We start from the raw sequence: 25,509 nt of genomic DNA, 5'->3' as shown, positions 1-25,509 counted from the left end.
ATGAAACCGATTCAGCTGCCCCTAGGTGTGCGTCTGCGTGACGACGCCACCTTCATCAACTACTACCCAGGCGCCAATGCCGCTGCACTCGGCTATGTCGAGCGCCTATGCGAAGCCGACGCCGGCTGGACAGAAAGCCTGATCTACCTGTGGGGCAAACACGGCGTAGGGCGTACGCATCTGTTACAGGCGGCCTGCCTGCGTTTCGAGCAGATGGGCGAGCCGGCGGTGTACCTGCCACTGGCCGAATTGATGGATCGCGGCGTTGAAATCCTCGACAACCTGGAGCAGTACGAGCTGGTTTGCCTGGATGATCTGCAGGTGATCGCCGGCAAGGCTGACTGGGAAGAGGCGATGTTTCATCTGTTCAACCGCTTGCGTGACAGCGGACGGCGCCTGCTGATCGCCGCTTCCACTTCGCCGCGTGAGTTGCCCGTCAAACTGGCGGACTTGAAATCGCGCCTGACCCTGGCGTTGATTTTCCAGATGCGTCCTCTTTCCGATGAAGACAAATTGCGTGCGCTGCAATTGCGCGCATCCCGTCGCGGTCTGCACCTGACCGATGAAGTCGGTCATTTTATTTTGACGCGCGGTACCCGCAGCATGAGTGCATTGTTCGATCTGCTCGAACAACTCGATCAGGCCTCTTTGCAGGCCCAGCGCAAGCTGACTATTCCTTTCCTCAAAGAAACCCTGGGCTGGTAGCCAAACCCGCTGAAACTGCGGCTTGCAGCGGGTTTTGCCATATTTCAGGCGTCAGAAAATCCGCTTTCCTGCACGGTTGGCAGGCTGCGTATCGGTTCAAATGGGCTTAAGCGCTTAGATGTAAACGAGAAACCGAGAAGTCACAAAAAGGTCGATTGAATTTGCAAATGAGGTCGATAGCGGGCATAGTCTCGGCTTCTTTACAACTATCAGCCACGGTCGTGCCCATGCTAAATCGCTTCGCACCCCTCGTGCCTCTCGCACTCGTCACCCTGTTGTTCGGTTGCGCTGCTCATTCTCCAGTTCAAGAGCAGCCTCAACAGGTTAAAAATTCTGCCACTGCCCAGTCTTCCGTTATTTTCCAGGAAGAGCTGGACACCGAAAAAGAGCTGTCGGACTTCAACAAGAAGCCGTATGAGCTGCCTGTTCTGGCCGACAGCATTCTCGAACGCGGCATGTCCCTGATCGGTACCCGTTACCGTTTCGGCGGCACCTCTGAAGCCGGTTTCGATTGCAGCGGTTTCATCGGCTATCTGTTCCGCGAAGAAGCCGGCATGAACCTGCCGCGCTCCACTCGCGAAATGATCAACGTGGATGCCCCGCTGGTCTCGCGCAGCAACCTCGAACCGGGCGATCTGCTGTTCTTCGCCACCAACGGTCGTCGCGGTCGTGTGAGTCACGCCGGGATCTACCTGGGTGACAACCAGTTCATTCACTCCAGCAGTCGTCGCAGCGGCGGTGTTCGCATCGACAGCCTGGGTGACAGCTACTGGAGCAAAACCTTCATTGAAGCCAAGCGCGCCCTGGCGATGGCTCCGACCGTGGTCACCGCTCGCAAGTAATTCCCCGTTGTCGCCACGTCCGTGGCGACCAAAACGGCGCCGGCAGCCGAGTAGACCCAGACTTTACAAGGTGAAGTTAAAGTCTTACTTGAAGTTTGTCGTATAGCCGCTAGAATCCTGTATCTATATTGATGGCAAACCGCCTGCGTGCTCCGCAGGCGGTTTTGTTTTCTGTCCATCCGGCAGAGAAAGCCGCAGCCAGATCAGGATGTTCTGCTTATGACGATGTCGGCCCGCCTTGCTTTGATCTTCTGCGCAGCGCTGCTCAGCGCCTGCGCCAGTCGCACACCACCGCCCGCGCCTGTGGTGCGCGCCCCGGTAGTGTTCGGACCCTCCCAGTCATTCTCACCCGCTGCTGAAGACGTGCTGTTTCGCGCCCTGGGCCTGGTTGGCACGCCTTATCGCTGGGGCGGCAATACACCAGACTCCGGGTTTGATTGCAGTGGTCTGATCGGTTTCGTCTACCGTGATGCGGCGGGTATCAGCTTGCCGCGTTCCACGCGAGAGATGATCGTGATGCAGGCGCCGAATGTCGGCAAGGAAGGCTTGCAGACCGGTGACCTGATCTTCTTTGCCACCAATGGCGGTTCGCAGGTCAGTCATGCGGGGATTTATGTCGGGGAAGGGCGCTTCGTGCATGCGCCGGCAACCGGCGGTACGGTGAAGCTGGACAGCCTGTCGAAGGCGTATTGGCAGAAAGCGTATCTGAGTGCCAAGCGCGTGTTGCAACCTGAGCACCTGGCGCGTAACCCTTAGTTCAATGACTCACCCTCCAATGCAGGAGTGAGCCTGCTCGCGATAGCGGTCAATCAACAGTGATGTTGAAGATGACGCTGTCATCGCGAGCAGGCTCACTCCTGCAGTTGTTTTGGTTCAGGCAAAAGTTATTTGGCGGACGATACTCGCCACACTTTGTTGCCCACATCATCGGCCACCAGCAAGTCCCCTTGCTGGTCGATCACCACGCCCACCGGGCGACCTAGCGCATTCTCATCCTTGTCGAGGAAACCGGTCAGCACATCCACCGGTGTTCCGTTCGGTTTGCCAGCGCTGAACGGGACAAAAATCACTTTATAGCCACTGTGCGGCTTGCGGTTCCATGAGCCGTGCTGCCCAATGAACGCGCCTTCCTTGAACTGCGCCGGCAGGCTATTGCCCTCGGCGAACGTCAGGCCCAGCGAAGCGGTGTGCGGGCCTACGGCATAGTCCGGGGCGATGGCCTTGGCCACCAGATCAAGGTTTTGCGGTTTCACGCGCTCATCCACATGCTGCCCGTAATAGCTGAATGGCCAGCCATAGAAGCCACCGTCCTTGACCGAAGTGATGTAGTCCGGCACCAAGTCGCTACCGATTTCGTCACGCTCGTTGACCGCCGTCCACAGTGCGCCCGTGGTGGGTTCCCAGGCCAGGCCGTTGGGGTTGCGGATGCCCGAGGCGAAGATCCGGTGATTGCCAGTGGCGCGATCCACCTCCCAGATCGCTGCGCGTCCTTCTTCTTTATCCAGACCGTTTTCGCCGACGTTGCTGTTCGAGCCGACGGTGACGTACAGCTTGCTGCCGTCCTTGCTGGCGATGACGTTTTTGGTCCAGTGGTGATTCAGCGTGCCGCCCGGAAGATCGGTGACCTTGATCGGCTGCGTCTTGATCTCGGTCGCGCCGGGTTCGTAGTGAAAGCGCAGCAGGCGATCGGTGTCGGCGACATACAGGTCATTGCCCACCAGTGTCATGCCGAACGGCGAGTTGAGGTTTTGCAAAAATACTGTGCGGGTCTCCGCTACGCCGTCGTGATCGGCATCGCGCAGCAGGGTGATGCGGTTCGGGCTCGGCACGCCGGCACCGGCCTTGCCCATGACTTTTTTCATGACCCAGCCACGAATGCCGCTGCTGTCGTCCGGTTTCGGCGGGGCGTTGGTTTCCGCTACCAGCACGTCACCGTTGGGTAGTACGTAGAGCCAGCGCGGATGATCGAGGCCTTCGGCAAACGCGGCCACTTGGGTGCCGGCCGCAGCGGTTGGTTTGCCGCCGGCGGGCCAGCCGACTGCCGGAGCGATGTTCACTGTCGGGATCAGGGTCTTGTTCGGTTCGGGCAGTTTCGGTGACGGGCCGGTGCCGTCGGAGACTTGCAGGCTGGAGGATTCACCGCAGGCGGTGAGCCCTCCGGCGAGGGCGATGACGAAAGCGAGTCGGGTTTTGCGCATTACTGATCTTCCCTATGAATGCATTCCTAATCATAGAGGAGCTGACGCGCCCGATGGTTCAACCGCTTAGCCACGGGCCTCTTTGAACAGCACGGCGATGCCCGGGTGATAGTTGCCGGCTTCGCTGCGCAGTTTTCGGTAGGCGTAAGGGAAGTACCAGGCGACTGCGCAGGTGTGTTCCTTTTGCAGGTCGTCGACCATGTCCTGCAATTCTTCAGGGCTGGCGCTGTGCTGGGCCTTTTGCGGGGCGACGAACAGGCAGCCAAGCCGCAGATCACTGGCGTAGCTGATGCGTTTGGCGTCGCTGGTGATGTCCTGCAGGGCCTGGGTCAGGTTGAGGTTGTTGACCCGGGGCCAGCGCTGCGTGGCCTGAATGAAGGCGCGGTCGTCAGTCCCGGCGATAAACAGATCGGCGCGGGCGTTGCGCTCGCCATCCTCGTTCTGTTTGCGGGTGGGCGTCTGGCCGAGGGTCACCAGCTCGGCCATCCAGGCTGCCGCCGAGAGCAATCCGAGATTGGCGTTCTCGTCATGCCAGTAAGGCGTGTCGCTGTCGCCGCGCACGGCGTTGTAACGGTCGATACAGTCAAACCAGCGTTCAAGCACCGGGCGCAGGAATTCCAGGCGCGGGTTGCTGATGATCATGCCTTGCATCGTCATCATCCTTATTGTTGTGATGAGCTTTTCCGAGAAAAGCATGGCTCTTTGATATCACTTGTATCAGTGTGGCACAAGATTGGCGTCAGATAATTGATCGACGGCAGTTATTCGACCGATGTCCCCCTCTTTAATTGACGCTCCACCCCCAACCCTCTAACCTTCGCGGCTTGTTTCAGGTGCTCTGTGACACCCCGTCGACAGAGTGAAACAGGGAAGCCGGTGAGGGTTGTCTTCGCGCGAAGAACCACCACAATCCCGGCGCTGCCCCCGCAACGGTAAATGAGTAAAAGCTGCGCCTTGAGCCACTGCCTCGACAGAAGCGGGAAGGCGCGCAGCCAGGCGCATCGCCGCTCATGAGCCCGGAGACCGGCCTGATCCATCTAGCGGCATCACGGTGGGCGATGCCAGGCTTTTTGCCGTCTATTCTTGTGCCTGCCCGCCGTTATTCAGCCTCAACGGAGAGCTCCCCCATGACTGATTCCCCCGAGCGTGATGAACGCCATCTGGCGCGCATGCAGCGCAAAAAAGCCGTGATCGACGAGCGCATCGCCAACTCGCCCGATGAATGCGGTCTGGTGCTGGTGCTGACCGGCAACGGCAAAGGCAAAAGCAGTTCGGCGTTCGGCATGCTTGCCCGCGCGATGGGCCACGGCATGCAGTGCGGCGTGGTGCAGTTCATCAAGGGCCGTAACAGTACCGGCGAAGAGCTGTTTTTCCGCCGCTTCCCGGAGCAAGTGCGCTTTCATGTGATGGGCGAGGGCTTCACCTGGGAAACCCAGGATCGTCAGCGCGATATCGCCGCCGCCGAAGCAGCGTGGGAAGTGTCCCGCGAGCTGTTGCGCGATCCGTCGATCGGCCTGGTGGTGCTGGATGAATTGAACATCGCCCTCAAGCACGGCTACCTCGACCTCGATCGGGTACTGAGCGACTTGCAGGCGCGTCCGCCGATGCAGCACGTGGTCGTCACCGGTCGCGCAGCCAAGCCGGAAATGATCGAGATGGGTGACACCGTCACCGAAATGGGCATGCTCAAACATGCCTTCCAGGCCGGCATCAAAGCGCAGAAAGGCGTCGAACTTTGAATCAGCCACGTCACTGCCCGGCGGTGTTGATCGCCGCGCCGGCCTCCGGTCAGGGCAAGACTACCGTCACCGCTGCGCTGGCGCGTTTGCATCGCAATCAGGGGCGCAAGGTGCGCGTCTTCAAGTGCGGCCCGGACTTTCTCGACCCGATGATTCTCGAGCGCGCCAGCGGTGCGCCGGTGTATCAGCTGGACATGTGGATGGTCGGCGAGCAGGACAGTCGGCGTTTGCTGTGGGAAGCGGCCGCCGAGGCCGATCTGATCCTGATCGAAGGTGTGATGGGCCTGTTCGACGGCACGCCATCAAGCGCCGATCTGGCGCGGCATTTTGGTGTGCCGGTACTTGGCGTGATCGACGGCACCGCGATGGCGCAGACTTTCGGTGCGTTGGCGCTGGGCCTGGCGAAGTATCAACCGGATCTACCGTTCGCCGGCGTGCTGGCCAACCGCGTCGGCACCTTGCGTCACGCGCAATTGCTCGAAGGCAGCCTCACTGAAGGCCTGCGCTGGTACGGTGCGTTGTCCCGCGAAACCGGAATCGAGTTGCCGAGCCGGCACCTCGGTCTGGTGCAGGCCAGTGAACTCAATGACCTGGATCTGCGTCTCGACGCGGCCGCCGAAGCATTGGCCAGCAGTTGCGAGGTAGCGCTGCCACCGGCCGTGGAATTTGCCGCGCCTGAAGTCATCACCGCCGAACCATTGCTCGAAGGCGTGCGCATTGCCGTCGCCCGCGATGAAGCCTTTGCCTTTATCTACGGCGCCAGCCTCGACCTGTTGCGGGCGATGGGCGCCGAGTTGAGTTTCTTCTCGCCGATCCGCGACACGCAATTGCCCGAGGCCGACAGCCTGTATCTGCCTGGCGGTTACCCGGAACTGCACCACGCGGCGTTGTCGCAAAACACCGCAATGCTCGACGCGATCCGCGCGCACCATGCGGCCGGCAAGCCGTTGCTCGCCGAATGTGGCGGCATGCTCTATCTGCTTGATTCGTTGACCGATGTCGAAGGCCGCCGTGCCGAACTGCTCGGGCTGCTGCGCGGTGATGCGGTGATGCAAAAACGTCTGGCGGCACTGGCGCTGCAAGCGGTGGACCTGCCGGAAGGTTCGTTGCGCGGCCACACCTATCATCATTCGCTGACCACCACTGAGCTGACACCGATTGCCCGTGGCTTGAGCCCGAATGGCGGACGCGGGGCCGAGGCGGTTTATCGCGAGGGGCGGATGACGGCTTCGTATGTGCACTTTTATTTTCCGTCGAATCCTGCTGCGATTGCCGCATTGTTTGCGCCAGATCGTGACGCCGCCTTCGCGAGCAAGCTCGCTCCCACAGGGGATCGCGTTTCTTGAGCAAGCACCCCGTCCAATGTGGGAGCGAGCTTGCTCGCGAAGAGGCCATGACCGACAACGCATTTACCGAGGCCGAGCGCCAAGCCGTCTATCGAGCCATCGCCGAACGCCGCGACATGCGCCACTTTGCTGGCGGCACGGTCGAGCCGGAGCTGCTGCGCCGTCTGCTCGAAGCCGCGCATCAGGCGCCCAGCGTCGGTCTGATGCAGCCGTGGCGCTTCATCCGCATCAGTGATCGCACCTTGCGCGGGCAGATCCAGAACCTCGTGGAAGAAGAACGCATCCGCACTGCCGAAGCCCTTGGCGAGCGCAGCGATGAGTTCATGAAGCTCAAGGTCGAAGGCATCAACGACTGCGCCGAGGTGTTGGTCGCGGCGCTGATGGACGATCGCGAAAAACATATTTTCGGTCGCCGCACGTTGCCGGAAATGGACATGGCCTCGTTGTCCTGTGCGATCCAGAACCTGTGGCTGGCCGCTCGCGCCGAAGGCCTGGGCATGGGCTGGGTGTCGCTGTTCGAACCGCAGGCGCTGGCCGATCTGCTGCAACTGCCGGCCGGGGCCAAGCCGCTGGCTGTGTTGTGTCTGGGGCCGGTCAAGGCATTTTATCCGGCACCGATGCTGGTCCTCGAAGGGTGGGCGCAGGCGCGTCCGCTGAATGAGTTGCTGTTTGAAAATTTTTGGGGAGTGAGTCAATGAGTGTGGCGTTGTTGAGTGTCGCCGCCGTGGCGCTGGATGCGCTGCTGGGTGAACCGAAACGCTGGCATCCGCTGGTGGCGTTCGGCAATTTCGCCGGGCGCATCGAGCAACGTTTCAATGCGGGCGGGCGCGGCTGGCGCAGCCATGGGGTCACCGCGTGGGTGATCGCCGTGCTGCCGCTGACGCTGCTCGCCACCGCGTTTTCCTGGGCGCCTTACGTGGGCTGGATCGTCGAGATTCTCGCGCTGTATTGCGCCCTCGGCATGCGCAGTCTTGGCGAACACGTCGAGCCCGTAGCCAAAGCCCTGCGCAGCGATGATCTGGAAGAGGCGCGCAAGCGCGTCGGCTATCTGGTCAGCCGCCAGACCTGTGAACTGGACAGCACCGCCGTCGCTCGCGCCGCCACCGAATCGGTGCTGGAAAACGGCAGCGACGCGGTGTTCGCCGCGCTGTTCTGGTTTATCGTCGCCGGTGCGCCGGGCGTGGTGCTCTATCGTTTGAGCAATACGCTCGACGCGATGTGGGGCTATCGCAACGAACGCTTCGAGCGCTTCGGTTGGGCAGCGGCGAAAATCGACGACGTCCTCAACTACATTCCTGCGCGTCTGGTGGCGTTGACCTACGCGTTGCTCGGCAATACCCGACTGGCCTGGAAGTGCTGGCGTAGCCAGGCGCCCAAGTGGGACAGCCCCAACGCTGGCCCGGTCATGGCGGCCGGCGCTGGCGCGCTGGGTGTGGAGCTGGGCGGCCCGGCGATCTACCACGGCGAACTGCACGAGCGTCCACAACTCGGTGAGGGTGTGCCGGCCGATGCCGATTCCATTGATCGCGGCTGGCAATTGGTCCAGCGCGGGGTATGGTTATGGCTGCTGATTCTCTGCGTGGGGGCTGAATTCTATGCTTGAGCACGGTGGCCGGCTGCGCAAGGCTGCACTCGATTACGGTATCGCCGAGGCCGACTGGCTCGATCTGTCCAGCGGTCTGGCGCCGTGGCCGTTTCCGGTCCCGGCGATTCCGCTGCGCGCCTGGGCGCGCCTGCCGGAAACCGATGACGGTCTGGAGCAGGCCGCGTGCGACTACTATGGCGCACCGCAGGTATTGCCGGTGGCCGGTTCGCAGATGGCCATCCAGTTGTTGCCGCGTTTGCGCCGCGCCGGCAAGGTCGGTGTGTTGTCGCCGTGTTATGCCGAACACGCCGAAGCGTGGCGGCGCAGCGGCTATATCGTGCGCGAAGTGCTGGAACAGGAAGTCGAGTTTTTTCTCGACAGCCTCGATGTGCTGGTGGTGGTCAATCCGAACAATCCGACCGGCCTGAGCCTGACCCCGGCGCGTCTGCTCGACTGGCACGCGCGGCTCGCCCAGCGTGGCGGCTGGCTGGTGGTCGATGAGGCGTTCATGGACAACACGCCGCAGCTGAGTCTGGCCGCGCACACTCATCTGGTCGGTCTGATTGTCTTGCGTTCGTTCGGCAAGTTTTTTGGTCTGGCCGGCGTTCGCCTCGGCTTTGTCCTGGCCGAACGCCGGCTGCTCCGATTGCTCGCCGAACAGGTCGGGCCGTGGGCCGTCAGCGGACCGACGCGGGTGCTCGGGCAGGCCTGTCTGCAAGACACTGAAGGTCATACACGTCAACGCATTCGCAGCGACGAAGCCAGCGAGCGCCTGGCCTCGTTGCTTGAGCGTTATGGTTTCAAGCCGCAGGGTGGTTGCGCACTGTTCCAGTGGCTGAGCACCGAGCATGCGGCGACGTTGCATGAATTCATGGCCCGCCGCGGCATTCTCCTGCGTCTCTTCACCCACAACAGCAGTCTGCGTTTCGGCCTGCCCGCCGACGCGGCTGAAGAGGCGCGGCTCGAAAAAGCGCTGCAAGCCTTTACCAAGGAATCGAAATGACCACCCTGATGGTGCAGGGCACCACTTCCGACGCCGGCAAAAGCACGCTGGTGACAGCGCTGTGCCGCTGGGCGACCCGTCAGGGCGTGGCGGTCGTGCCGTTCAAACCGCAGAACATGGCGCTCAACAGCGCGGTGACCGCCGACGGCGGCGAGATCGGCCGTGCGCAAGCGGTGCAGGCGCAGGCGGCGTTTCTTGAGCCGCACACCGACATGAACCCGGTGCTGCTCAAACCCAACAGCGATACCGGCGCGCAAGTGATCATCCACGGCCGCGCCGTCACCAGCATGAACGCCGTGGCGTATCACGACTACAAAGCCATCGCCATGCAGGCGGTGCTCGCTTCGCACCAACGCCTCACTGCAGCGTATCCGCTGGTGATGGTCGAAGGTGCAGGCTCGCCGGCGGAGATCAATCTGCGTGCCGGTGACATCGCCAACATGGGTTTTGCCGAGGCGGTGGATTGCCCGGTGTTGCTGATTGCCGACATCAATCGCGGTGGGGTGTTTGCGCATCTGGTCGGCACGCTGGAGCTGCTCTCGCCGAGCGAGCAGGCGCGAGTCAAAGGCTTCATCATCAACCGCTTTCGCGGCGATATCGCCTTGCTGCAACCAGGCCTCGACTGGCTGGAACAACGCACCGGCAAACCGGTGGTTGGCGTCTTGCCCTATGTGATGGATCTGCATCTGGAGGCCGAGGACGGCATCGATCAGCGCCAGACCGACAAGGCCGAACAGGTGCTGAAAGTGGTGGTGCCGGTGTTGCCGCGCATCAGCAACCACACCGATTTCGATCCGCTGCGTTTGCACCCGCAAGTGGACCTGCAATTCATCGGCCCGGGGCAGGCGATTCCTGCCGCCGATCTGATCATCCTGCCGGGGTCGAAAAGTGTGCGCAGCGATCTCGCGTATCTGCGCGCCAATGGCTGGGAAGCAGCCATCAACCGGCATTTGCGCTACGGCGGCAAAGTGCTGGGGATTTGCGGCGGTCTGCAAATGCTGGGCGAGCAGGTGCACGATCCGCTGGGGCTGGAAGGGGCCGCAGGTTCCAGCGCCGGGTTGGGCTTGCTGGCGTTCGACACGACGCTGGAAGCCGAAAAACAATTACGCAACGTGCGCGGGCGGCTGGCGCTGGAAGACGCAGAGGTCAGCGGCTATGAAATCCATGCAGGCGTGACGGTGGGGCCGGCGCTGGAAAACGCGGCGGTGCATCTGGATGACGGTCGTTGCGACGGTGCGCAGAGTCTGGACGGGCAGGTGTTCGGCACCTATTTGCACGGTCTGTTCGAATCGCCGCAAGCCTGTGCGGCGCTGTTGCGTTGGGCCGGGTTGAGCGATGTGCAGGAGGTGGATTACCACAGACTGCGCGAGCGCGATATCGAACGGCTGGCGGATCTGGTGGAAAAGCATCTGGATACCGGGCTATTGCGTCAGCTCTGTGGGATTTGAGTGGCCTGACCAGGCCCCATCGCTGGCAAGCCAGCTCCCACAGGGTTTGATGTCGGGTACATATTTTGTGAACACCACTGAAACCTGCGGAAGCGGGCTTGCCCGCGATGAGGCCGGTGATCTCACTAAACCTTTTCTGGATAAAAAAATGCTCCAACTGATCCTCGGCGGCGCCCGCTCCGGCAAAAGTCGCCTGGCGGAAAAACTCGCCAGCGACAGCCAGTTGCAGGTCACTTATATCGCCACCAGCCAACCGCTGGACGGCGAAATGAGCGACCGCGTCGCCCATCACCGCGCCCGCCGTCCTGTGGAATGGGCCCTGATCGAGGAGCCGCTCGAACTGGCCCGCGTGCTGCGCGAGTCTGCCAGTGCCGAGCGCTGCCTGTTGGTCGATTGCCTGACTCTGTGGCTGACCAATCTGCTGATGCTCGATGACGCAGAGCGTCTGGTCGCTGAACGTGACGCCCTGCTGGACGGCCTGGCGTCATTGCCGGGGGAAATCATTTTTGTCAGCAACGAGACCGGAATGGGTGTCGTGCCGCTGGGCGAATTGACTCGCCGCTACGTCGATGAAGCCGGTTGGCTGCATCAAGCTCTGGCTGAGCGCTGTCAGCGTGTCGTCCTGACCGTCGCCGGCCTGCCCCTGACTCTGAAAGGACCTGCGTTATGACTCAAACCTGGTGGCTCAATCCGTGCAAACCGGTGAATGCCGAGGTTGTCGCCCAAGCGGCGGCGCGGCAACAGCAATTGACCAAGCCGGCCGGCTCCCTCGGTCGCCTGGAAACCGTGGCGGTACAACTGGCGGGCCTGCAAGGGCAGGTCAAGCCGACGCTTAAGCAGATCTGGATCGCGATTTTTGCCGGCGATCACGGCGTGGTCGCCGAAGGGGTGTCTGCGTTCCCGCAGGAAGTCACCGGGCAGATGCTGCTCAACTTCGTCAGTGGTGGCGCAGCGATCAGTGTGCTGGCGCGCCAACTCGGTGCGCAATTGGAAGTGGTGGACCTCGGCACCGTGACGCCGTCGTTGAACCTGCCGGGCGTGTTGCACCTGAATGTCGGTCCGGGCACGGCGAACTTCGTCAAGGGCGCGGCGATGACTCCAGCGCAGGGCGAACTCGCCTTGCAGGCCGGTCGCGACAGCGTGTTGCGGGCGAAAGCGGTGGGTGCGCAGCTGTTCATCGGTGGCGAAATGGGCATCGGCAACACCACCGCTGCCAGTGCGCTGGCCTGCGCCTTGCTCGATTGCCCGGTGGCCCACTTGACCGGTCCCGGTACCGGTTTGAATGCCGAAGGTGTCAGCCATAAGGCCCAAGTCATCGAGCGCGCGTTGGCCCTGCACGCTGCACAGCGTGGCGACGCGCTGCAAACCCTGTTCAACCTCGGCGGTTTCGAGATTGCGGCGCTGGTCGGTGCGTACCTGGCGGCAGCCCAGGAAGGCGTTGCAGTGTTGGTCGACGGCTTTATCTGCAGCGTCGCCGCGCTGGTTGCCGTGCGTTTGAATCCCGCCTGCCGCGAATGGCTGCTGTTCGGTCATCGTGGTGCCGAACCGGGCCATCGCCATGTGCTGGAAACCCTCGGCGCCGAACCGCTGCTGGAACTCGGCTTGCGTCTGGGCGAGGGCAGCGGGGCAGCGCTGGCGGTGCCGTTGTTGCGTCTGGCGTGCGACCTGCATGGACAGATGGCGACCTTCGCCGAAGCGGCGGTGGCGGATCGTCCGGCATGACCTTGCGTCTGGATCTGCTGCGTCACGGTGAGACTGAACTGGGCGGTGGTTTGCGCGGCAGTCTCGATGATGCGCTGACCGAACAAGGCTGGGCGCAGATGCGCGCGGCAGTGGTCGCAGGCGGGCCGTGGGATCGGCTGGTCAGCTCGCCGCTGCAGCGTTGTGCACGGTTCGCTGCAGAATTGGGTGAGCAACTGAATCTGCCGGTGCAACTGGACAAGGATCTGCAGGAACTGCATTTCGGCGCCTGGGAAGGGCAAAGTGCCGCAGCGCTCATGGAGTCCGATGCCGAGGCGCTGGGGCTGTTCTGGGCGGACCCGTATGCGTTCACCCCGCCACAGGGTGAGGCGGTCAGCGATTTTGCGGCTCGCGTGCTCGGCGCGATTACGCGCCTGCATCAGGCCTATGCTGGCGAGCGCGTCTTGCTGATCAGTCACGGCGGCGTGATGCGCCTGTTGCTGGCGCAGGCGCGGGGGCTGCCCCGTGAGCAGTTGCTGAGTGTCGAGGTCGCGCATGCATCAGTGTTTTCCCTGACGGTCGAAGCCAATGGTTCGCTCAAGGAAGGTCACTGACATGTTGCCACTGTGGATCGCCCTGCAATTTCTCAGCAGTCTGCCGATTCGTCTGCCGGGGATGCCGCAGCCGGAGCAGCTCGGCCGTTCGTTGCTGTGTTATCCGCTGGTGGGGTTGCTGTTCGGGGTGATGCTCTGGGGGTTGAACCTGGCGTTGGCCGGCGCACCATTGTTGTTGCATGCGGCGCTGTTGCTGACCGTGTGGGTGCTGCTCAGCGGCGCGCTGCATCTCGACGGACTGGCCGACAGCGCTGACGCCTGGCTTGGTGGCTTCGGTGATCGGGAGCGCACCCTGACAATCATGAAGGATCCGCGCAGCGGGCCGATTGCGGTGGTCACGCTGGTGTTGGTGTTGCTGCTCAAGTTTGCCGCATTGCTGGCGCTGATCGAGCAACAGCAGGGCGTGGTGTTGCTCATCGTGCCGATGCTGGGGCGTGCGGCGCTGTTGGGGTTGTTTTTGACCACGCCGTATGTGCGGGCGGGAGGATTGGGGCAGGCGTTGGCCGATCATCTGCCGCGCAGGGCAGGATGGTGGGTGCTTGGCGCAAGTATGCTGGGCTCTTTGCTGATCGCCGGGGTTGAAGCGGTTGTTGCGCTGGTTGTTGCGTTCGGGATGTTTGTCTGGCTGCGGCAGGTGATGATGCGGCGGTTGGGCGGGACTACGGGCGATACGGCGGGGGCGTTGCTGGAATTGCTGGAGATGGCGGTACTGGTGGGGTTGGCGTTGGTCTGACCGGTTTATGGTGAATGTTCAGGCCTCTTCGCTGGCAAGCCAGCGCCCTCAGGTATTGAGGGCGTTTACAGATTTTGTGACGACTTGCAAAAACTGTGGGACCAGCGATGGCGGTGGGGCAGACGCCACAAATCTTATTGATAAACTCATGTGTAACTTGATTTAACACAGTCGCGGGTATATACACGCATCATGCTTCCTTCTCAGTGTTTGTGCACCAACCTGCGTCGCGCCGCGCGTGGCGTCAGCAGGCATTACGACGGCGCCCTCGACGGCTTCGGGATCAACGTTGCCCAGTATTCTTTGCTGTGTAACCTGCAGCGTCTGGATCAGCCGAGCATCTCGGAACTGGCCGAAGCCATGGGCCTGGATCGCAGCACCCTGGGCCGCAATCTGCGGGTGCTGGAAGGCGACGGTCTGGTGGCGCTGGCCGAGGGCGAAGACATGCGCAACCGCATCGTCCGGCTCACCGAAACCGGCGCGCAACGTCTGGCCGCTGCACTGCCAGCCTGGGAAGCGGCGCAGCAACGGTTGATTGACCGTCTGGGTGCCGAGAAGCGTGAAACCTTGCTGAAATTACTGGACGAACTGGCCTGATGCCGGTTTTTTCGGGTTCAAGCGGGTATATACCCGCGACTGGAGAATAACAATGACAACGATGTGGCGTACGTGCGGTTGGGTGTTGCTGGGGAGTGCGCTGATTCTGGCGTTGTCATTGGGCGTGCGACACGGCTTCGGGTTGTTTCTGTCACCGATGAGCGCGCAGTTCGGCTGGGGGCGCGAAGTGTTTGCCTTCGCCATTGCCTTGCAGAATCTGATTTGGGGTCTGGCGCAGCCGTTTACCGGCGCGTTGGCCGATCGTTTCGGTGCGGCGAAAGTGGTGCTGATCGGCGGCGTGCTCTACGCCTTGGGCCTGGTATGCATGGGGTTGTCCGATTCGGCGTTGACCCTGTCCTTGAGTGCCGGTCTGTTGATCGGCATCGGTCTGTCCGGCACTTCGTTCTCGGTGATCCTCGGTGTGGTCGGCCGTGCCGTACTCCCGGAAAAACGCAGCATGGGCATGGGCATCGCCAGTGCGGCGGGGTCCTTTGGCCAGTTTGCCATGTTACCGGGTACGCTCGGCCTGATCGGCTGGCTCGGCTGGTCGGCGGCGTTGCTGGTGCTCGGCCTGCTGGTGGCGCTGATCGTGCCGCTGGTGAGCATGCTCAAGGACAAGCCGCTGCCAGTGTCGGGGCATGAACAGACCCTGTCCGAAGCGTTGCGCGAAGCCTGTTCGCATTCCGGTTTCTGGCTGCTGGCGTTCGGGTTTTTCGTCTGCGGTTTTCAAGTGGTGTTCATTGGTGTGCACCTGCCGGCGTATCTGGTCGATCAACATTTGCCGGCCACCGTTGGCACCACAGTGCTGGCGCTGATCGGTCTGTTCAATATCTTCGGCACGTATACGGCCGGGTGGCTGGGCGGGCGCATGTCCAAGCCGCGTCTGCTCACCGCTCTGTATTTGCTGCGTGCGGTGGTGATCGTGCTGTTCCTCTGGCTGCCGGTGACGACCACCTCGGCCTATCTGTTCGGTATGGCCATGGGCTTCCTGTGGCTGTCGACCGTACCGTTGACCAACGGTACGGTGGCGACCTTGTTCGGTGTGCGCAATCTGTCCATGCTTGGCGGCATCGTGTTCCTGTTCCACCAGCTCGGCTCGTTTCTGGGCGGCTGGCTGGGCGGGGTGGTCTATGACCGTACCGGGAGTTATGACTTGATCTGGCAAGTGGCAATTCTTCTGAGCCTGTTGGCCGCCGCGTTGAACTGGCCGGTGCGCGAGCGACCTGTCGCGCGTCTGCAATCCCGTGCGCACGCCGCATGAGCCGACTCTGGCCGCGTTTCGTCTTCGCTGCCCTCGGCGCTGCTCTGCTGGCGTTGGTGTGGTGGGGCTGGCATCAGGGCGGCCTGGCCTTGATGCAGTTGGGCATGAGCATTTGCTAGAACGGGGCGTGGCGAGTAACTTCGAAGCCTGATGACTGCTTAAGGATGCTCGACATGCTGATGCGCTGGTGTGCTGTTCCCGCGTTGCTGATGGCGTTGACTGGCCTGGCCCAGGCCGCTGACTGTCCCGATCTGCTGCAAGGTTCGCTGCCCAAATTGCGGGCCAAGGAGTCCATCGACCTGTGCCAGCAGTACGCCGATAAACCGCTGGTGGTGATCAACACTGCCAGCTTCTGCGGTTTTGCCCCGCAGTTCGAAGGCCTGGAGGCGCTCAATCAGCGCTACAAGGCGCAAGGGCTGCAAATGCTCGGGGTTCCTTCAAATGACTTCAAGCAAGAGTCCAAGGACAGCGCAGAGACCGCCAAGGTCTGCTACGCCAACTACGGCGTGACCTTCGCCATGACCGAGCCTCAAAAAGTTCGGGGAGATGACGCTACGCATCTGTTTCAGGTACTCGCTGCGCAGAGTAGCGCGCCGAAGTGGAACTTCTACAAATACGTGGTCGATCGCCAGGGCAAGGTGATCGCCAGTTTTTCAAGCCTGACCAAGCCGGATGATCCGGAGTTTATTGCGGCGATCGAGAAGGCCATCGCTTCGAAACCGCTGAAGCCCTGATGCGTTGAGTGCTTTGGTGGGAGCCTTGTGTATTTCAGCAGGAGTCTCAAGTCATTAAAAAAGCCCCGCCTCTGTACAAGAGAGCGGGGCTTTTTAGTGGGCGAGGGGTTAACCCCGCCCGGCAGCATCAGAAGCGGTAGGTCGCGCCGACACCGAAACCGTTTGCCGAGTTTTCATACTTGGCGTCGTAGGTCTGGCCACGTGCGTTTTCGTTGCGGATCTTGACCGACTCTTCCTTCAGGTACGAGTAAGCGACGTCGATGGTCAGGTCTTCGGTCGGGCTCCAGCCAGCGCCGATGCTGAAGATGGTCCGGTCACCCGTCGGGATGCGTGGCGAACGGTCGACGTTGTTGGTCGGCGACTGGTCGAAGGTCAGGCCGGTACGCAGTACCCATTCCTTGTTCAACTGGTACGACGTACCCAAGGCGTAAGCCCAGGAATCGTGCCAGTTCTGGTCTTCGGTGATCTCGCCAAACTGACCGGCCAGCAGCGGTTGTACACCGGAGTTCTTGACGGTGATTTTTTCCAGCTGGCTCCAGCGGGTCCAAGTGGTACCGGCATAGACGTTCCAGCGATCGTTGATTGCCTGGGTGACCGAGAAGTCGATGGATTCAGGCGTGGTGATCTTCAGCGAAGCGTCGTACTTCTGGTTGGCGCCCAGGCCGACTGCGCCGAGCAGACCATAGTTGACCTTGGTGTCGCCTTCGAGCTTGTAGTCGACTTTCGAGTGGTACGTCAGACCCAGGCGCGTGGTGTCGGTGGCTTGCACCAGTACGCCGACGTTGTAGCCCAGTGCGGTGTCGTCACCCTTGATCTTGACCTTGCCGTCCGGGAATGCCGGAGAGATCGACAGATTGGACTCCAGCGAGCCGTCGATGCGGTTGATGGTCGGACCGAAACCGATCGATACCTTGTCGTTGAAGGCGTAGCTGACAGTTGGCTGGAATGTGATCACTTGTACTTCGGACTTGCTGCCGAAGTAGCGGCCGGCAAAGCCTTTTTCGTAGTCGGTAATCAGACCGAACGGCACGTACACGCCCAGGCCGAATGCCCAGTGCTCATCAATTGGTTTGACGTAGAAGCCCATAGGTACAGCGGTGAAGGGCACCATGTCGCCTTTGTTGCTGCCGCCATTGGGGCTGGAACTGGCATTGCTGATATCGGTATGAGCATCGACAACGGCTACACCACCGGTAACTTGTTCACGCTTGAGGCGCGACATGCCGGCAGGGTTGCCAAAAACAGTGCTTGCGTCGTCGGCAGCAGAAGATCGCCCGGCAAAACCAGTCCCCATCCCACTGATGCTTTGTTCGTTTAGGGCAAAGCCGGCCGCGAAAATTTGAGTGGAAGCAAGGGTAACGGCGAGGCTAAGGGTGGTTTTGAGCATGACTTTTTTCATTATTAGAACTCCTGGTGATCACCGGGGCGAAAATTACCAACATTTTCGTCCCAGCGCTATAGTCCGTATGCCTTGAGTTAGAGCGGTTTTGTAGGACAATCAGACCAGATTCGCGACCTGTTGGCCGATCTTCTGAAACCGGGCGGTCAGCAAGCGACCTGATTCACCGTTGAAACACAGGTGTGCCAGGCGTAAGTGAAGTCGCGCAGACGACCTTGGGGTTGAAAGGTCTGACGCCAGATGCGCGCCATTCCCAGCAAGTCGTTCGGGTCGGGGAGGGTGGGGTTTTGTTCTTCGACCAGCAGCCAGGCAATGGCAGTGGCGTAACGCAGATTAACGGTCAATTCCAGGTGCGGGCCGCTGAGGAAAGCGTGCTGACTGGCGAGGCCGCGCACCAGGCTGGCGCGCTCCGGGTCGAGGGCCAGATAGTCATCCCAAAGGGCCTGATGGCGATGCTCGGCAATACGGTAGAGGCCATGGCCACGGCGGTCATGCAGGGCGGATCCGAGGGCGGACTGGCTGGCGGCGATGCCCAGTAGCAGGGATTCGGCGGTTGCGCAGTGGCGTCCCAGGTAAATCAATGTAGGACGGATCACATAGCGGCACAGTTCGCTGGCAGCGATACCCATAAAACCCTCGGATCTTGTAATGGTTCGGCGAGTCCTGAAGGGGGCCTTGGCAGCGGTGGATCGACTCAGGCTCGCCGCAAGCGGATCAAGCCGCTTGAGTTGAAGTGTAGTGTCATATTCGCGATGTAAAGGTCTGTTTTTAAAATATTTCCGGCTTCGAGTTATAACCGTTATATCCGAAGGTGCTTAGGCGCGACGGGCAAAAACTGAAATATCAGGCAATAAAAAGCCCCGCGTTTCAGGCGGGGCTTTTGCTTTTTGCAGCCTTTTCGGCTTTCAGGCAACCAGGGCCTGACGTGTACGATCGATCACGGCCTGCAGCGGTTCTGCGCTGGAGTACTGATCGGGGTACAGACGCTCGCTGTGGCGGGCGATCCCGTGTTCATTGACTACGGTGAAGCTGAAGCAGCCTTTGCGAGCGGCCATGATCAGGCAGTTCATCGGTGCGAAGGCGTTGGTTAGGGTGCGAATGGCATCCTGAGTCTGGATTTGAGTAGACATAGTTATTAGGTGTTCCTACAAATGACACGGATAAGAACCGTGCAACGTTAAAACGTTCCAGTAACGTCGACCACCGTTGGTCGAACGAAGAACCCGACTGGAACAAAGCAGCCAGTTTGAAGCGCTGAATAAGTTGGCGCGCTTGGGCTGGCAGGTAGGTACTTAGGAGGACAGGCATCACAACGAGGGCAAAGGTTCTGGGCCCGGGGTGAAGATCCTGATCAATTTGCAGGTTGGTTCGGTCAGAGTAAGTGTTCTTCGCAACACCCTTTGTATTCATTCAAAGACGTGTCGTCGCAAGATTTACCTGGAAACCATCGAGGGGTCGTTTCCCGCTTTTTTCGGTAGAGGCTTCTTGGAAGAAGGTTGACCGTGGGGATGTGTTCGACCGGAATTGACTTTCAGCTTGGTACTAACGCCGCGGATACTAACCAATCGTTGCGGGTTATGCAAACCCATCGTTAAAAAGATGACGTGCGGTCGCGCGGATCACAGGTGACATGACTGGCCTCTTCGCCAGCAGGCTCGCTTCCAGTGCGATCGCGGTCTGGTGGGGTAGCGAGTCTGCTGGCGAAGGAGTCTCGCCCGATCAACCGTCGGTCGCCACAAAAGCGTGCAGCCATTTCCGGCGCCAGGCCGCTTATCTCCCGTTCGGGATGCAAAACGACCCGAAAAAGCGCACCGATATAACCGGGTAACAGGTACTTGTGCACATTAGTTGCGCAGCCTGTAACGGCGCTGTCATAACAATCCTGACCCCGGTCACTGCCTGTATCGAAAGTTTAAGTCAATGAAAACCATCGCTTTTTTTTGTTGGTGAAAAAATCGTCAGTTTGACTGCGAGCCCCATTCCATAAGGCTTTGCGCGGGTTGGAGGGCGGTTGTCCACTGAGTTATCCACAGCTTCTGTGGATTGTCCCGAGCGCTTGCTCTAGCACGGGCGTGCCGGGTTATTTTTCGACTTTACCTGTAGGAAAAAGAGAGTAGAGTGGCGCGCCTTCCGATCTGTCCCACAGTGTTTTATGAAGTTTCGCTCAGTATCAGACTCTGTTACCTCACAACCACTTCCTGTTACCCCGCCCAAGCGATTTTCCGTGCGTGTGGCCGAGTGGCTGCTCGACAGCCCGCGGCTGAGCGCCAGCCACAATGCCAAGCACCTGGCCGGTCGCCTGCTCAAGCAGCCGGCGCGTGAAGGTGTGGTTGCAGCGCAAAGCCGTCTCGGCCAGTTGATGTGCCGTGAATGCGGCAATGCCCGGGACCGGCGTATCGGTCAGGATCTTTTGCGTCAGGCCGCCCGCGCCGGCGACCGTCGTGCGCAAGAGGAACTCGGGCTCATCGCAGACTGAGCTGTCCAAGACCTGACGCCTTGGTTAACCTTCAGGCTTTATAAGATTGGCAGGAGTCGCTATGGCTATGGACTTGACCAGCGTGTTGCTCGGTCTCGCAGCGGCGGGGTTGCCGCTGCTGGCACTGGCCTGGCAGTTGCAGCGCCGGGCCAGTGACAGGCAGGCCGAGGTCGCCTTGCTCGAAGAGCGGCTGGCCATGGCGCAACTGTCGCAGGACGGGCTCAACGCACAACTGGATGCCAGCCGCGACGAAATCGCCGACCTCGGGCAGGCCAACGCCGCCAAGCAAGCCGAACTGGCCGCCCTGCGCCGCGAAGTCGAGTTGCTGCAAATCGAACGCGATGACGCCCGCGACGCTTCCCACGCCTGGAACCTTGAACGCGCCAACAAGGAAGCCGAACTGCGTCGCCTCGATGCACAGGCCGCTTCGCTGAATGCTGAACTGCGCGAGCAGCAGGAAAGCCATCAACAGCGCCTCAACGACCTGCAAGGTTCGCGCGATGAGCTGCGTGCACAGTTCGCCGAACTGGCAGGCAAGATCTTCGATGAGCGCGAACAGCGCTTCGCCGAAACCAGCCAGCAGCGGCTCGGCCAGTTACTCGACCCGTTGAAAGAGCGCATTCAGTCCTTCGAAAAGCGCGTGGAAGAAAGCTACCAGGCCGAAGCCCGCGAGCGTTTCTCGCTGGCCAAGGAACTGGAACGCTTGCAGGCGCTCAACCTGCGCCTGAGCGACGAGGCGACCAACCTGACCCGCGCCCTCAAAGGCCAGAAAACCCAGGGCAACTGGGGCGAGCTGATTCTTGAGCGGGTGCTCGAACACGCCGGGCTGGAGAAGGGCCGCGAGTACCAGACTCAGGTCAACCTCAAGGGGCCGGATGGCGAGCGTTTCCAGCCGGATGTGGTGATTTATCTGCCGGGCGACAAGCAGGTGGTGGTCGACTCCAAGGTCAGCCTCACGGCGTATCAACAATACGTGGCCGCTGAAGACGACACCCTGGGGCAGATCGCGATCAAGCAGCACGTGCTGTCCCTGCGCAATCACGTCAAGGGGCTGGCGGGCAAGGATTATAAGCGTCTGGAGGGGTTGCACAGCCTTGATTTCGTGCTGCTCTTCGTGCCGATCGAAGCGGCATTTTCCGCCGCGTTGCAAGCCGAGCCGAGCCTGTTTCAGGAGGCTTTCGACCGCAATATCGTTATCGTCAGCCCGACCACCTTGCTGGCCACGTTGCGGGTGATCGACAGCCTGTGGAAGCAGGAGCGCCAAAGTCAGAACGCCCGGGAAATCGCCGAGCGCGCGGGCTGGCTGTATGACAAGTTCGTGCTGTTCATTCAGGATCTGGACGAGGTCGGCAATCGCTTGCAGCAGTTGGACAAAGCCTACAGCTCGGCGCGCAACAAGCTGACCGAGGGACGCGGCAATCTGGTCAGTCGCAGTGAGCAGCTCAAATTGCTGGGCGCGCGGGCGAGCAAGAGCTTGCCGGCTGATCTGCTGGAGCGGGCGATGACCGATGTCGATGGGCTGGTGGAACTGCCAGAGTAACCCGGACTTCTGTGGCAAGGGCTCATGAGTGCGCTTAAAGCGGCACATACCGGCTCAGCAACGCCCGCAACGCCGCCGGTTTCACCGGTTTGGCCAGGTAATCCAGCCCTGCCGCATGCACCTGCGCCACGGTTTCCGGCCGGCCATCGGCACTGATCACCACTCCCGGCACCGGCTCTCCCAGCGTGGTGCGTAACCATGCCATCAACTCGGTGCCGGTATCGCCGTGATCGAGGTGATAGTCCACCAGCGCCAATTGCGGGCGCACCCCCTCGCTCAACAACGCCACACATTCCTCGCGATTGCGTGCAGTCCAGACCTGGCAGCCCCAGCGAGTCAACAAACTGTTCATGCCGATCAGAATGCTGTCTTCATTGTCGATGCACAGCACCTGCGCACCGCCCAGCAACTTGCCATTCAATTCGGTAGTGGTGCTGGCCGGCACGGTTTGCGTGCGGGCCAACGGTACACTGACGCTGAACACGCTGCCGCGCCCCGGCCACGATCGCACACGCAACGTATGCCCCAGTACCCGGCACAGACCATCGGCAATCGCCAAACCCAGCCCGAGGCCCTTTTCGGCGCGGGTCTGGTGGCTGTCGAGGCGCTTGAACTCCTCGAAAATCACCTGCTGTTTGTCTTCCGGAATGCCCGGTCCGCGATCCCACACCTCCAGACACAATTCGTCGCCACGGCGCCGCACACCCAGCAAAACCGGACCTTTGGCATAACGGAAGGCGTTGGTGAGGAAGTTCTGCAGAATTCGCCGCAGCAACTTGATGTCGCTGTCGATGCGCAAATGGCTGCCGCGCACGCGGAAGCTCAGGCCTTGTTCCTGCGCCAGCGCCTTGAATTCGGCGCCGAGGGTGTCGAACAGTTCGTTGATGGCAAACGGCTTGCGATCGGGATTGATCTTGCCGTTTTCCAGGCGGGAAATGTCCAGCAGGTCGCTGATCAGGTCCTCGGCCGAACGCAGCGAACTGTCGAGGTGCTGCACCAGTTTCTGCGCCTCGCTGCTCAGCCCGTCGTCCTGATGGGAGAGGGCCGCGGAGAACAGGCGCGCGGCGTTCAGCGGTTGCATCAGGTCGTGGCTGACGGCGGCCAGAAAGCGCGTTTTCGACTGGTTGGCGGCCTCGGCGGTGCCCTTGGCTTCGGTCAGGGCGACGTTGAGTTGCGACAGTTCCTGAGTCCGCTCGGTGACTCGTTGTTCCAGGCCTTCGTTGGCCTCGGTCAGCGCCTGTTCGGCTTCGCGGAACGCAGTGATGTCGGTGAAACTCATGACGAAACCGCCGCCGGGCATCGGGTTGCCGATCAGCTCGATCACCCGGCCATTGGGGAACAGACGTTCCGAGGTGTGCGCACGGCCCTGACGCATCCAGTGCAGGCGCCGGGCGACATGCACTTCCGCTTCGCCGGGGCCACACAAGCCGCGCTCGGCGTTGTAGCGAATGATGTCGGCGATCGGCCTGCCGACGCTGATCAAGCCGTCCGGGTAGTTGAATAGCTCCAGATAGCGACGGTTCCAGGCCACCAGTTTCAGCGACTGGTCGACCACGCTGATGCCCTGGGTAATGTTCTCGATCGCGCCTTGCAGCAGGGCGCGGTTGAATTGCAGCACTTCCGAGGCTTCGTCGGCGATCCGGACGACGTCCTCAAGCTGCATTTCCCGGCCTTCAATGGCGGCTTTTACCACCGCACGGGTCGAAGACGCTCCGAGCACCCCGGCCAGCAACCGTTCGGTATGGGCAATCCATTCGCTGTCGGCATTCTGGTTCGGGTTGAAGCCTTTGCCCTGGCGATAAGCAAAACGGATGAAGCTTTGCCGCGCACGTTCTTCACCGACAAAGCGTGCGGCCAGTTGCAGCAGATCGTCGATTTGCACCGCAAGCATCGAGCGCGCACTCGGCCGGGCGCTGATTTCCTGTCCGATAAAACGCCCGGCCTGCCAGTGCTCCGATACTCGCGTGCGCGACAGCACCGATACCCACGCGAACAAAGTGAAGTTACCGGCCAGCGACAGCACCACGCCTTGGGTCAGTGGCGTGATCGGCAGGTTCAGCGGATTACCGTGCAGCCATGCCAGCCCCGGAAAACTGCTCAGGGACCAGCCGAGGCTGTGCGCAGCAATCGGCAGAACCAGTGTGTAGAACCACAGAAAGGTCCCGGCTGCGAGTCCGGCGAAAACGCCACGACGGTTGGCCTGTTTCCAGTACAGCGCGCCCAGCATCGCCGGTGCCAGTTGCGTCACCGCGGCAAAGGCGATCTGGCCGATGGTTGCCAGGCTCGCGGTCGAACCGAGCAGGCGGTAGCTGACATAGGCCAGCAGCAGAATCACCACGATGCTCACCCGGCGCACAGAGAGCATCCACTGGCGGAACACCTCAAACGGCCGCTCGGCATTATTGCGCCGCAGTAACCACGGCAACAGCATGTCGTTGGACACCATGGTCGACAGCGCCACGCTGGCGACAATCACCATGCCGGTGGCAGCCGACGCACCGCCGATAAATGCCAGCATCGCCAGTGCCGGATGGGCCTGGGCCAGCGGCAGGCTGATCACGAATGAGTCGGGCAATACGTCGCTGGGCAGCAGCATCTGCCCGGCAAGGGCGATCGGCACGACAAACAGCGCGGCGAGGGCGAGGTACGCCGGAAATACCCATTTGGCCAGGCGCAGATCCTGCGGGTCGATGTTCTCCACCACGGTGACGTGGAATTGCCGCGGCAAACAGATGATCGCCATCATCGCCACGCCGGTCTGTACCACCATCGACGGCCAGTTGATGGTCTCTTTCCAGTATTCCTCGAGGCGCGGGGCGAGCATCGCCTGATTGAACAGATCGTCGAAGCCGTCGTACAGACCGTACGTCACGAAGGCTCCGACGGCGAGAAAGGCGAACAGCTTGACCAGCGATTCGAAGGCAATCGCCAGCACCATGCCACGGTGGTGTTCCGTGGCGTCGAGGTTGCGCGTGCCGAAGACAATGGTGAACAGCGCCAGCACCAGCGAGACGATCAGTGCGGTGTCCTGGGCGCGAGTGCCCATGGCATCGGCACCGGCGCCGATCAACAGGTTCACGCCGAGGACAATACCTTTGAGTTGCAGGGCGATGTAGGGCAGAACGCCGACCAGGCAGATCAGCGCGACTACCACCGCCAGCGATTGCGATTTGCCGTAGCGCGCGGCAATGAAGTCAGCGATGGAGGTGATGTTCTCCTGTTTGCTGATCATCACCATTTTTTGCAGGACCCACGGCGCGCCGACCAATAGCAGGATCGGCCCGAGGTAAATCGGCAGGAACGACCACAGTTGTTCGGCGGCCTGACCGACGGCGCCGAAGAACGTCCAGCTGGTGCAGTAAACCGCCAGCGACAGGCTGTACACCCACGCGCGCATCCGCGGCGGCAACGGCGCACTGCGACGGTCGCCGTAGAAGGCGATGGCGAACATGATGGCCATATAGGCCAGGGCGACGGCGGCGATCAGCCCGGTGGACAACGACATGCAACACTCCCGACAGAAGACTCCCTGGCATTCCTGCCCGGGCGGACAGTCTCGCATGTGCGCGGCGGTTAGTCAGTGTCGACCAAGGTCGTGGCGTGGCGAGG

General features: G+C 61.2%; 25 protein-coding genes and 1 riboswitch. Of the genes, 19 read left to right on the top strand and 6 right to left on the bottom strand.

Annotated elements, in window-relative coordinates; genetic code table 11:
* The 3 genes from hda to K5Y35_RS26945 all read left to right on the top strand — a co-directional run bounded on the left by hda (position 1) and on the right by K5Y35_RS26945 (position 2,303).
* Positions 1-705: a DnaA regulatory inactivator Hda gene (gene hda, locus K5Y35_RS26955; protein ID WP_007919828.1), complete on the top strand. Its 705-nt coding sequence runs from the start codon at positions 1-3 to the stop codon at positions 703-705.
* A 227-nt stretch (positions 706-932) separates the two neighbouring features.
* Complete coding sequence (locus tag K5Y35_RS26950; protein ID WP_123465894.1) at positions 933-1,547, top strand: C40 family peptidase; 615 nt, start codon at positions 933-935, stop codon at positions 1,545-1,547.
* A gap of 219 nt (positions 1,548-1,766) precedes the next feature.
* A complete protein-coding gene (locus K5Y35_RS26945; protein WP_123465896.1) occupies positions 1,767-2,303 on the top strand; it encodes a C40 family peptidase in 537 nt (178 codons plus the stop codon).
* A gap of 128 nt (positions 2,304-2,431) precedes the next feature.
* Here K5Y35_RS26945 and K5Y35_RS26940 read toward each other — a convergent pair whose 3' ends face one another.
* Positions 2,432-3,745, bottom strand: coding sequence for a PQQ-dependent sugar dehydrogenase (locus K5Y35_RS26940; protein WP_186748371.1), 1,314 nt, complete (start codon positions 3,743-3,745; stop codon positions 2,432-2,434).
* 66 nt (positions 3,746-3,811) lie between these two features.
* Positions 3,812-4,396: a hypothetical protein gene (locus K5Y35_RS26935; RefSeq protein WP_186748369.1), complete on the bottom strand. Its 585-nt coding sequence runs from the start codon at positions 4,394-4,396 to the stop codon at positions 3,812-3,814.
* Between the two features lie 163 nt (positions 4,397-4,559).
* Positions 4,560-4,792, top strand: a riboswitch (cobalamin riboswitch).
* An 80-nt stretch (positions 4,793-4,872) separates the two neighbouring features.
* Between K5Y35_RS26935 and cobO the strand changes: the two genes are divergently transcribed.
* From cobO to K5Y35_RS26870, 14 genes are all read left to right on the top strand, one after another.
* Positions 4,873-5,484 carry a cob(I)yrinic acid a,c-diamide adenosyltransferase gene (gene cobO / locus K5Y35_RS26930; RefSeq protein WP_123465901.1) on the top strand — a complete coding sequence of 204 codons (612 nt, stop codon included), beginning with the start codon at positions 4,873-4,875 and terminating at the stop codon, positions 5,482-5,484.
* Positions 5,481-6,830 carry a cobyrinate a,c-diamide synthase gene (locus K5Y35_RS26925; protein ID WP_222833382.1) on the top strand — a complete coding sequence of 450 codons (1,350 nt, stop codon included), beginning with the start codon at positions 5,481-5,483 and terminating at the stop codon, positions 6,828-6,830. The genes cobO and K5Y35_RS26925 overlap by 4 nt, the downstream gene beginning before the upstream one ends.
* 47 nt (positions 6,831-6,877) lie before the next feature.
* On the top strand, positions 6,878-7,528 hold the full coding sequence (gene bluB / locus K5Y35_RS26920) for a 5,6-dimethylbenzimidazole synthase (RefSeq protein WP_186748367.1): 651 nt from the start codon (positions 6,878-6,880) through the stop codon (positions 7,526-7,528).
* Positions 7,525-8,433: an adenosylcobinamide-phosphate synthase CbiB gene (cbiB, locus tag K5Y35_RS26915; RefSeq protein ID WP_186748361.1), complete on the top strand. Its 909-nt coding sequence runs from the start codon at positions 7,525-7,527 to the stop codon at positions 8,431-8,433. The genes bluB and cbiB overlap by 4 nt, the downstream gene beginning before the upstream one ends.
* Positions 8,426-9,418 (top strand): threonine-phosphate decarboxylase CobD, encoded by a 993-nt coding sequence (gene cobD / locus K5Y35_RS26910; protein WP_123465910.1) that lies wholly within the window; start codon positions 8,426-8,428, stop codon positions 9,416-9,418. The genes cbiB and cobD overlap by 8 nt, the downstream gene beginning before the upstream one ends.
* Positions 9,415-10,866 (top strand): cobyric acid synthase, encoded by a 1,452-nt coding sequence (locus tag K5Y35_RS26905; RefSeq protein WP_222833381.1) that lies wholly within the window; start codon positions 9,415-9,417, stop codon positions 10,864-10,866. Before cobD ends, K5Y35_RS26905 begins: the two co-directional genes overlap by 4 nt.
* A 148-nt stretch (positions 10,867-11,014) precedes the next feature.
* Positions 11,015-11,536, top strand: coding sequence for a bifunctional adenosylcobinamide kinase/adenosylcobinamide-phosphate guanylyltransferase (gene cobU, locus K5Y35_RS26900; RefSeq protein ID WP_222833380.1), 522 nt, complete (start codon positions 11,015-11,017; stop codon positions 11,534-11,536).
* The gene (gene cobT, locus K5Y35_RS26895; RefSeq protein ID WP_222833379.1) at positions 11,533-12,588 is read left to right on the top strand and encodes a nicotinate-nucleotide--dimethylbenzimidazole phosphoribosyltransferase; all 1,056 of its coding nucleotides are present in this window, start codon (positions 11,533-11,535) and stop codon (positions 12,586-12,588) included. The genes cobU and cobT overlap by 4 nt, the downstream gene beginning before the upstream one ends.
* The gene (cobC, locus tag K5Y35_RS26890) at positions 12,585-13,160 is read left to right on the top strand and encodes an alpha-ribazole phosphatase family protein (RefSeq protein WP_222833378.1); all 576 of its coding nucleotides are present in this window, start codon (positions 12,585-12,587) and stop codon (positions 13,158-13,160) included. The genes cobT and cobC overlap by 4 nt, the downstream gene beginning before the upstream one ends.
* 1 nt (position 13,161) lies before the next feature.
* A complete protein-coding gene (locus K5Y35_RS26885) occupies positions 13,162-13,893 on the top strand; it encodes an adenosylcobinamide-GDP ribazoletransferase (RefSeq protein WP_123465920.1) in 732 nt (243 codons plus the stop codon).
* 192 nt (positions 13,894-14,085) lie between these two features.
* Positions 14,086-14,490, top strand: coding sequence for a MarR family winged helix-turn-helix transcriptional regulator (locus tag K5Y35_RS26880; RefSeq protein WP_123465922.1), 405 nt, complete (start codon positions 14,086-14,088; stop codon positions 14,488-14,490).
* A gap of 52 nt (positions 14,491-14,542) precedes the next feature.
* Positions 14,543-15,751: an MFS transporter gene (locus K5Y35_RS26875; protein WP_222833377.1), complete on the top strand. Its 1,209-nt coding sequence runs from the start codon at positions 14,543-14,545 to the stop codon at positions 15,749-15,751.
* Positions 15,748-15,870 (top strand): hypothetical protein, encoded by a 123-nt coding sequence (locus K5Y35_RS27995; RefSeq protein WP_256591474.1) that lies wholly within the window; start codon positions 15,748-15,750, stop codon positions 15,868-15,870. Before K5Y35_RS26875 ends, K5Y35_RS27995 begins: the two co-directional genes overlap by 4 nt.
* Before the next feature lie 54 nt (positions 15,871-15,924).
* Positions 15,925-16,485 carry a glutathione peroxidase gene (locus K5Y35_RS26870; protein WP_186748353.1) on the top strand — a complete coding sequence of 187 codons (561 nt, stop codon included), beginning with the start codon at positions 15,925-15,927 and terminating at the stop codon, positions 16,483-16,485.
* A 127-nt stretch (positions 16,486-16,612) separates the two neighbouring features.
* Here K5Y35_RS26870 and K5Y35_RS26865 read toward each other — a convergent pair whose 3' ends face one another.
* From K5Y35_RS26865 to K5Y35_RS26855, 3 genes are all read right to left on the bottom strand, one after another.
* Complete coding sequence (locus K5Y35_RS26865; RefSeq protein WP_123465928.1) at positions 16,613-17,884, bottom strand: OmpP1/FadL family transporter; 1,272 nt, start codon at positions 17,882-17,884, stop codon at positions 16,613-16,615.
* A gap of 146 nt (positions 17,885-18,030) precedes the next feature.
* A complete protein-coding gene (locus tag K5Y35_RS26860) occupies positions 18,031-18,513 on the bottom strand; it encodes a hypothetical protein (protein WP_123465930.1) in 483 nt (160 codons plus the stop codon).
* Positions 18,514-18,789: 276 nt separating this feature from the next.
* Entirely contained in the window at positions 18,790-19,014 is a 225-nt protein-coding gene (locus K5Y35_RS26855) for a hypothetical protein (protein WP_108589715.1), read from the bottom strand.
* Between the two features lie 1,022 nt (positions 19,015-20,036).
* Between K5Y35_RS26855 and K5Y35_RS26850 the strand changes: the two genes are divergently transcribed.
* Together K5Y35_RS26850 and rmuC are read left to right on the top strand one after the other, a co-directional pair.
* The gene (locus tag K5Y35_RS26850; protein ID WP_186748347.1) at positions 20,037-20,360 is read left to right on the top strand and encodes a sel1 repeat family protein; all 324 of its coding nucleotides are present in this window, start codon (positions 20,037-20,039) and stop codon (positions 20,358-20,360) included.
* 175 nt (positions 20,361-20,535) lie between these two features.
* Positions 20,536-21,900, top strand: coding sequence for a DNA recombination protein RmuC (rmuC, locus tag K5Y35_RS26845; RefSeq protein WP_185015799.1), 1,365 nt, complete (start codon positions 20,536-20,538; stop codon positions 21,898-21,900).
* A 34-nt stretch (positions 21,901-21,934) separates the two neighbouring features.
* On the opposite strand, the gene K5Y35_RS26840 is transcribed toward rmuC, so the two are convergent.
* The gene (locus tag K5Y35_RS26840) at positions 21,935-25,405 is read right to left on the bottom strand and encodes a PAS domain-containing hybrid sensor histidine kinase/response regulator (protein WP_222833376.1); all 3,471 of its coding nucleotides are present in this window, start codon (positions 25,403-25,405) and stop codon (positions 21,935-21,937) included.
* Positions 25,406-25,509 lie beyond the last annotated feature (104 nt).

Origin of the sequence: Pseudomonas sp. SC3(2021) (assembly GCF_019856535.1) — a bacterium.
Taxonomy (GTDB): domain Bacteria; phylum Pseudomonadota; class Gammaproteobacteria; order Pseudomonadales; family Pseudomonadaceae; genus Aquipseudomonas; species Aquipseudomonas monsensis.
Note: the sequence above shows the minus strand (reverse complement) of the source record. Positions and strands in the feature narration are given on the sequence as shown.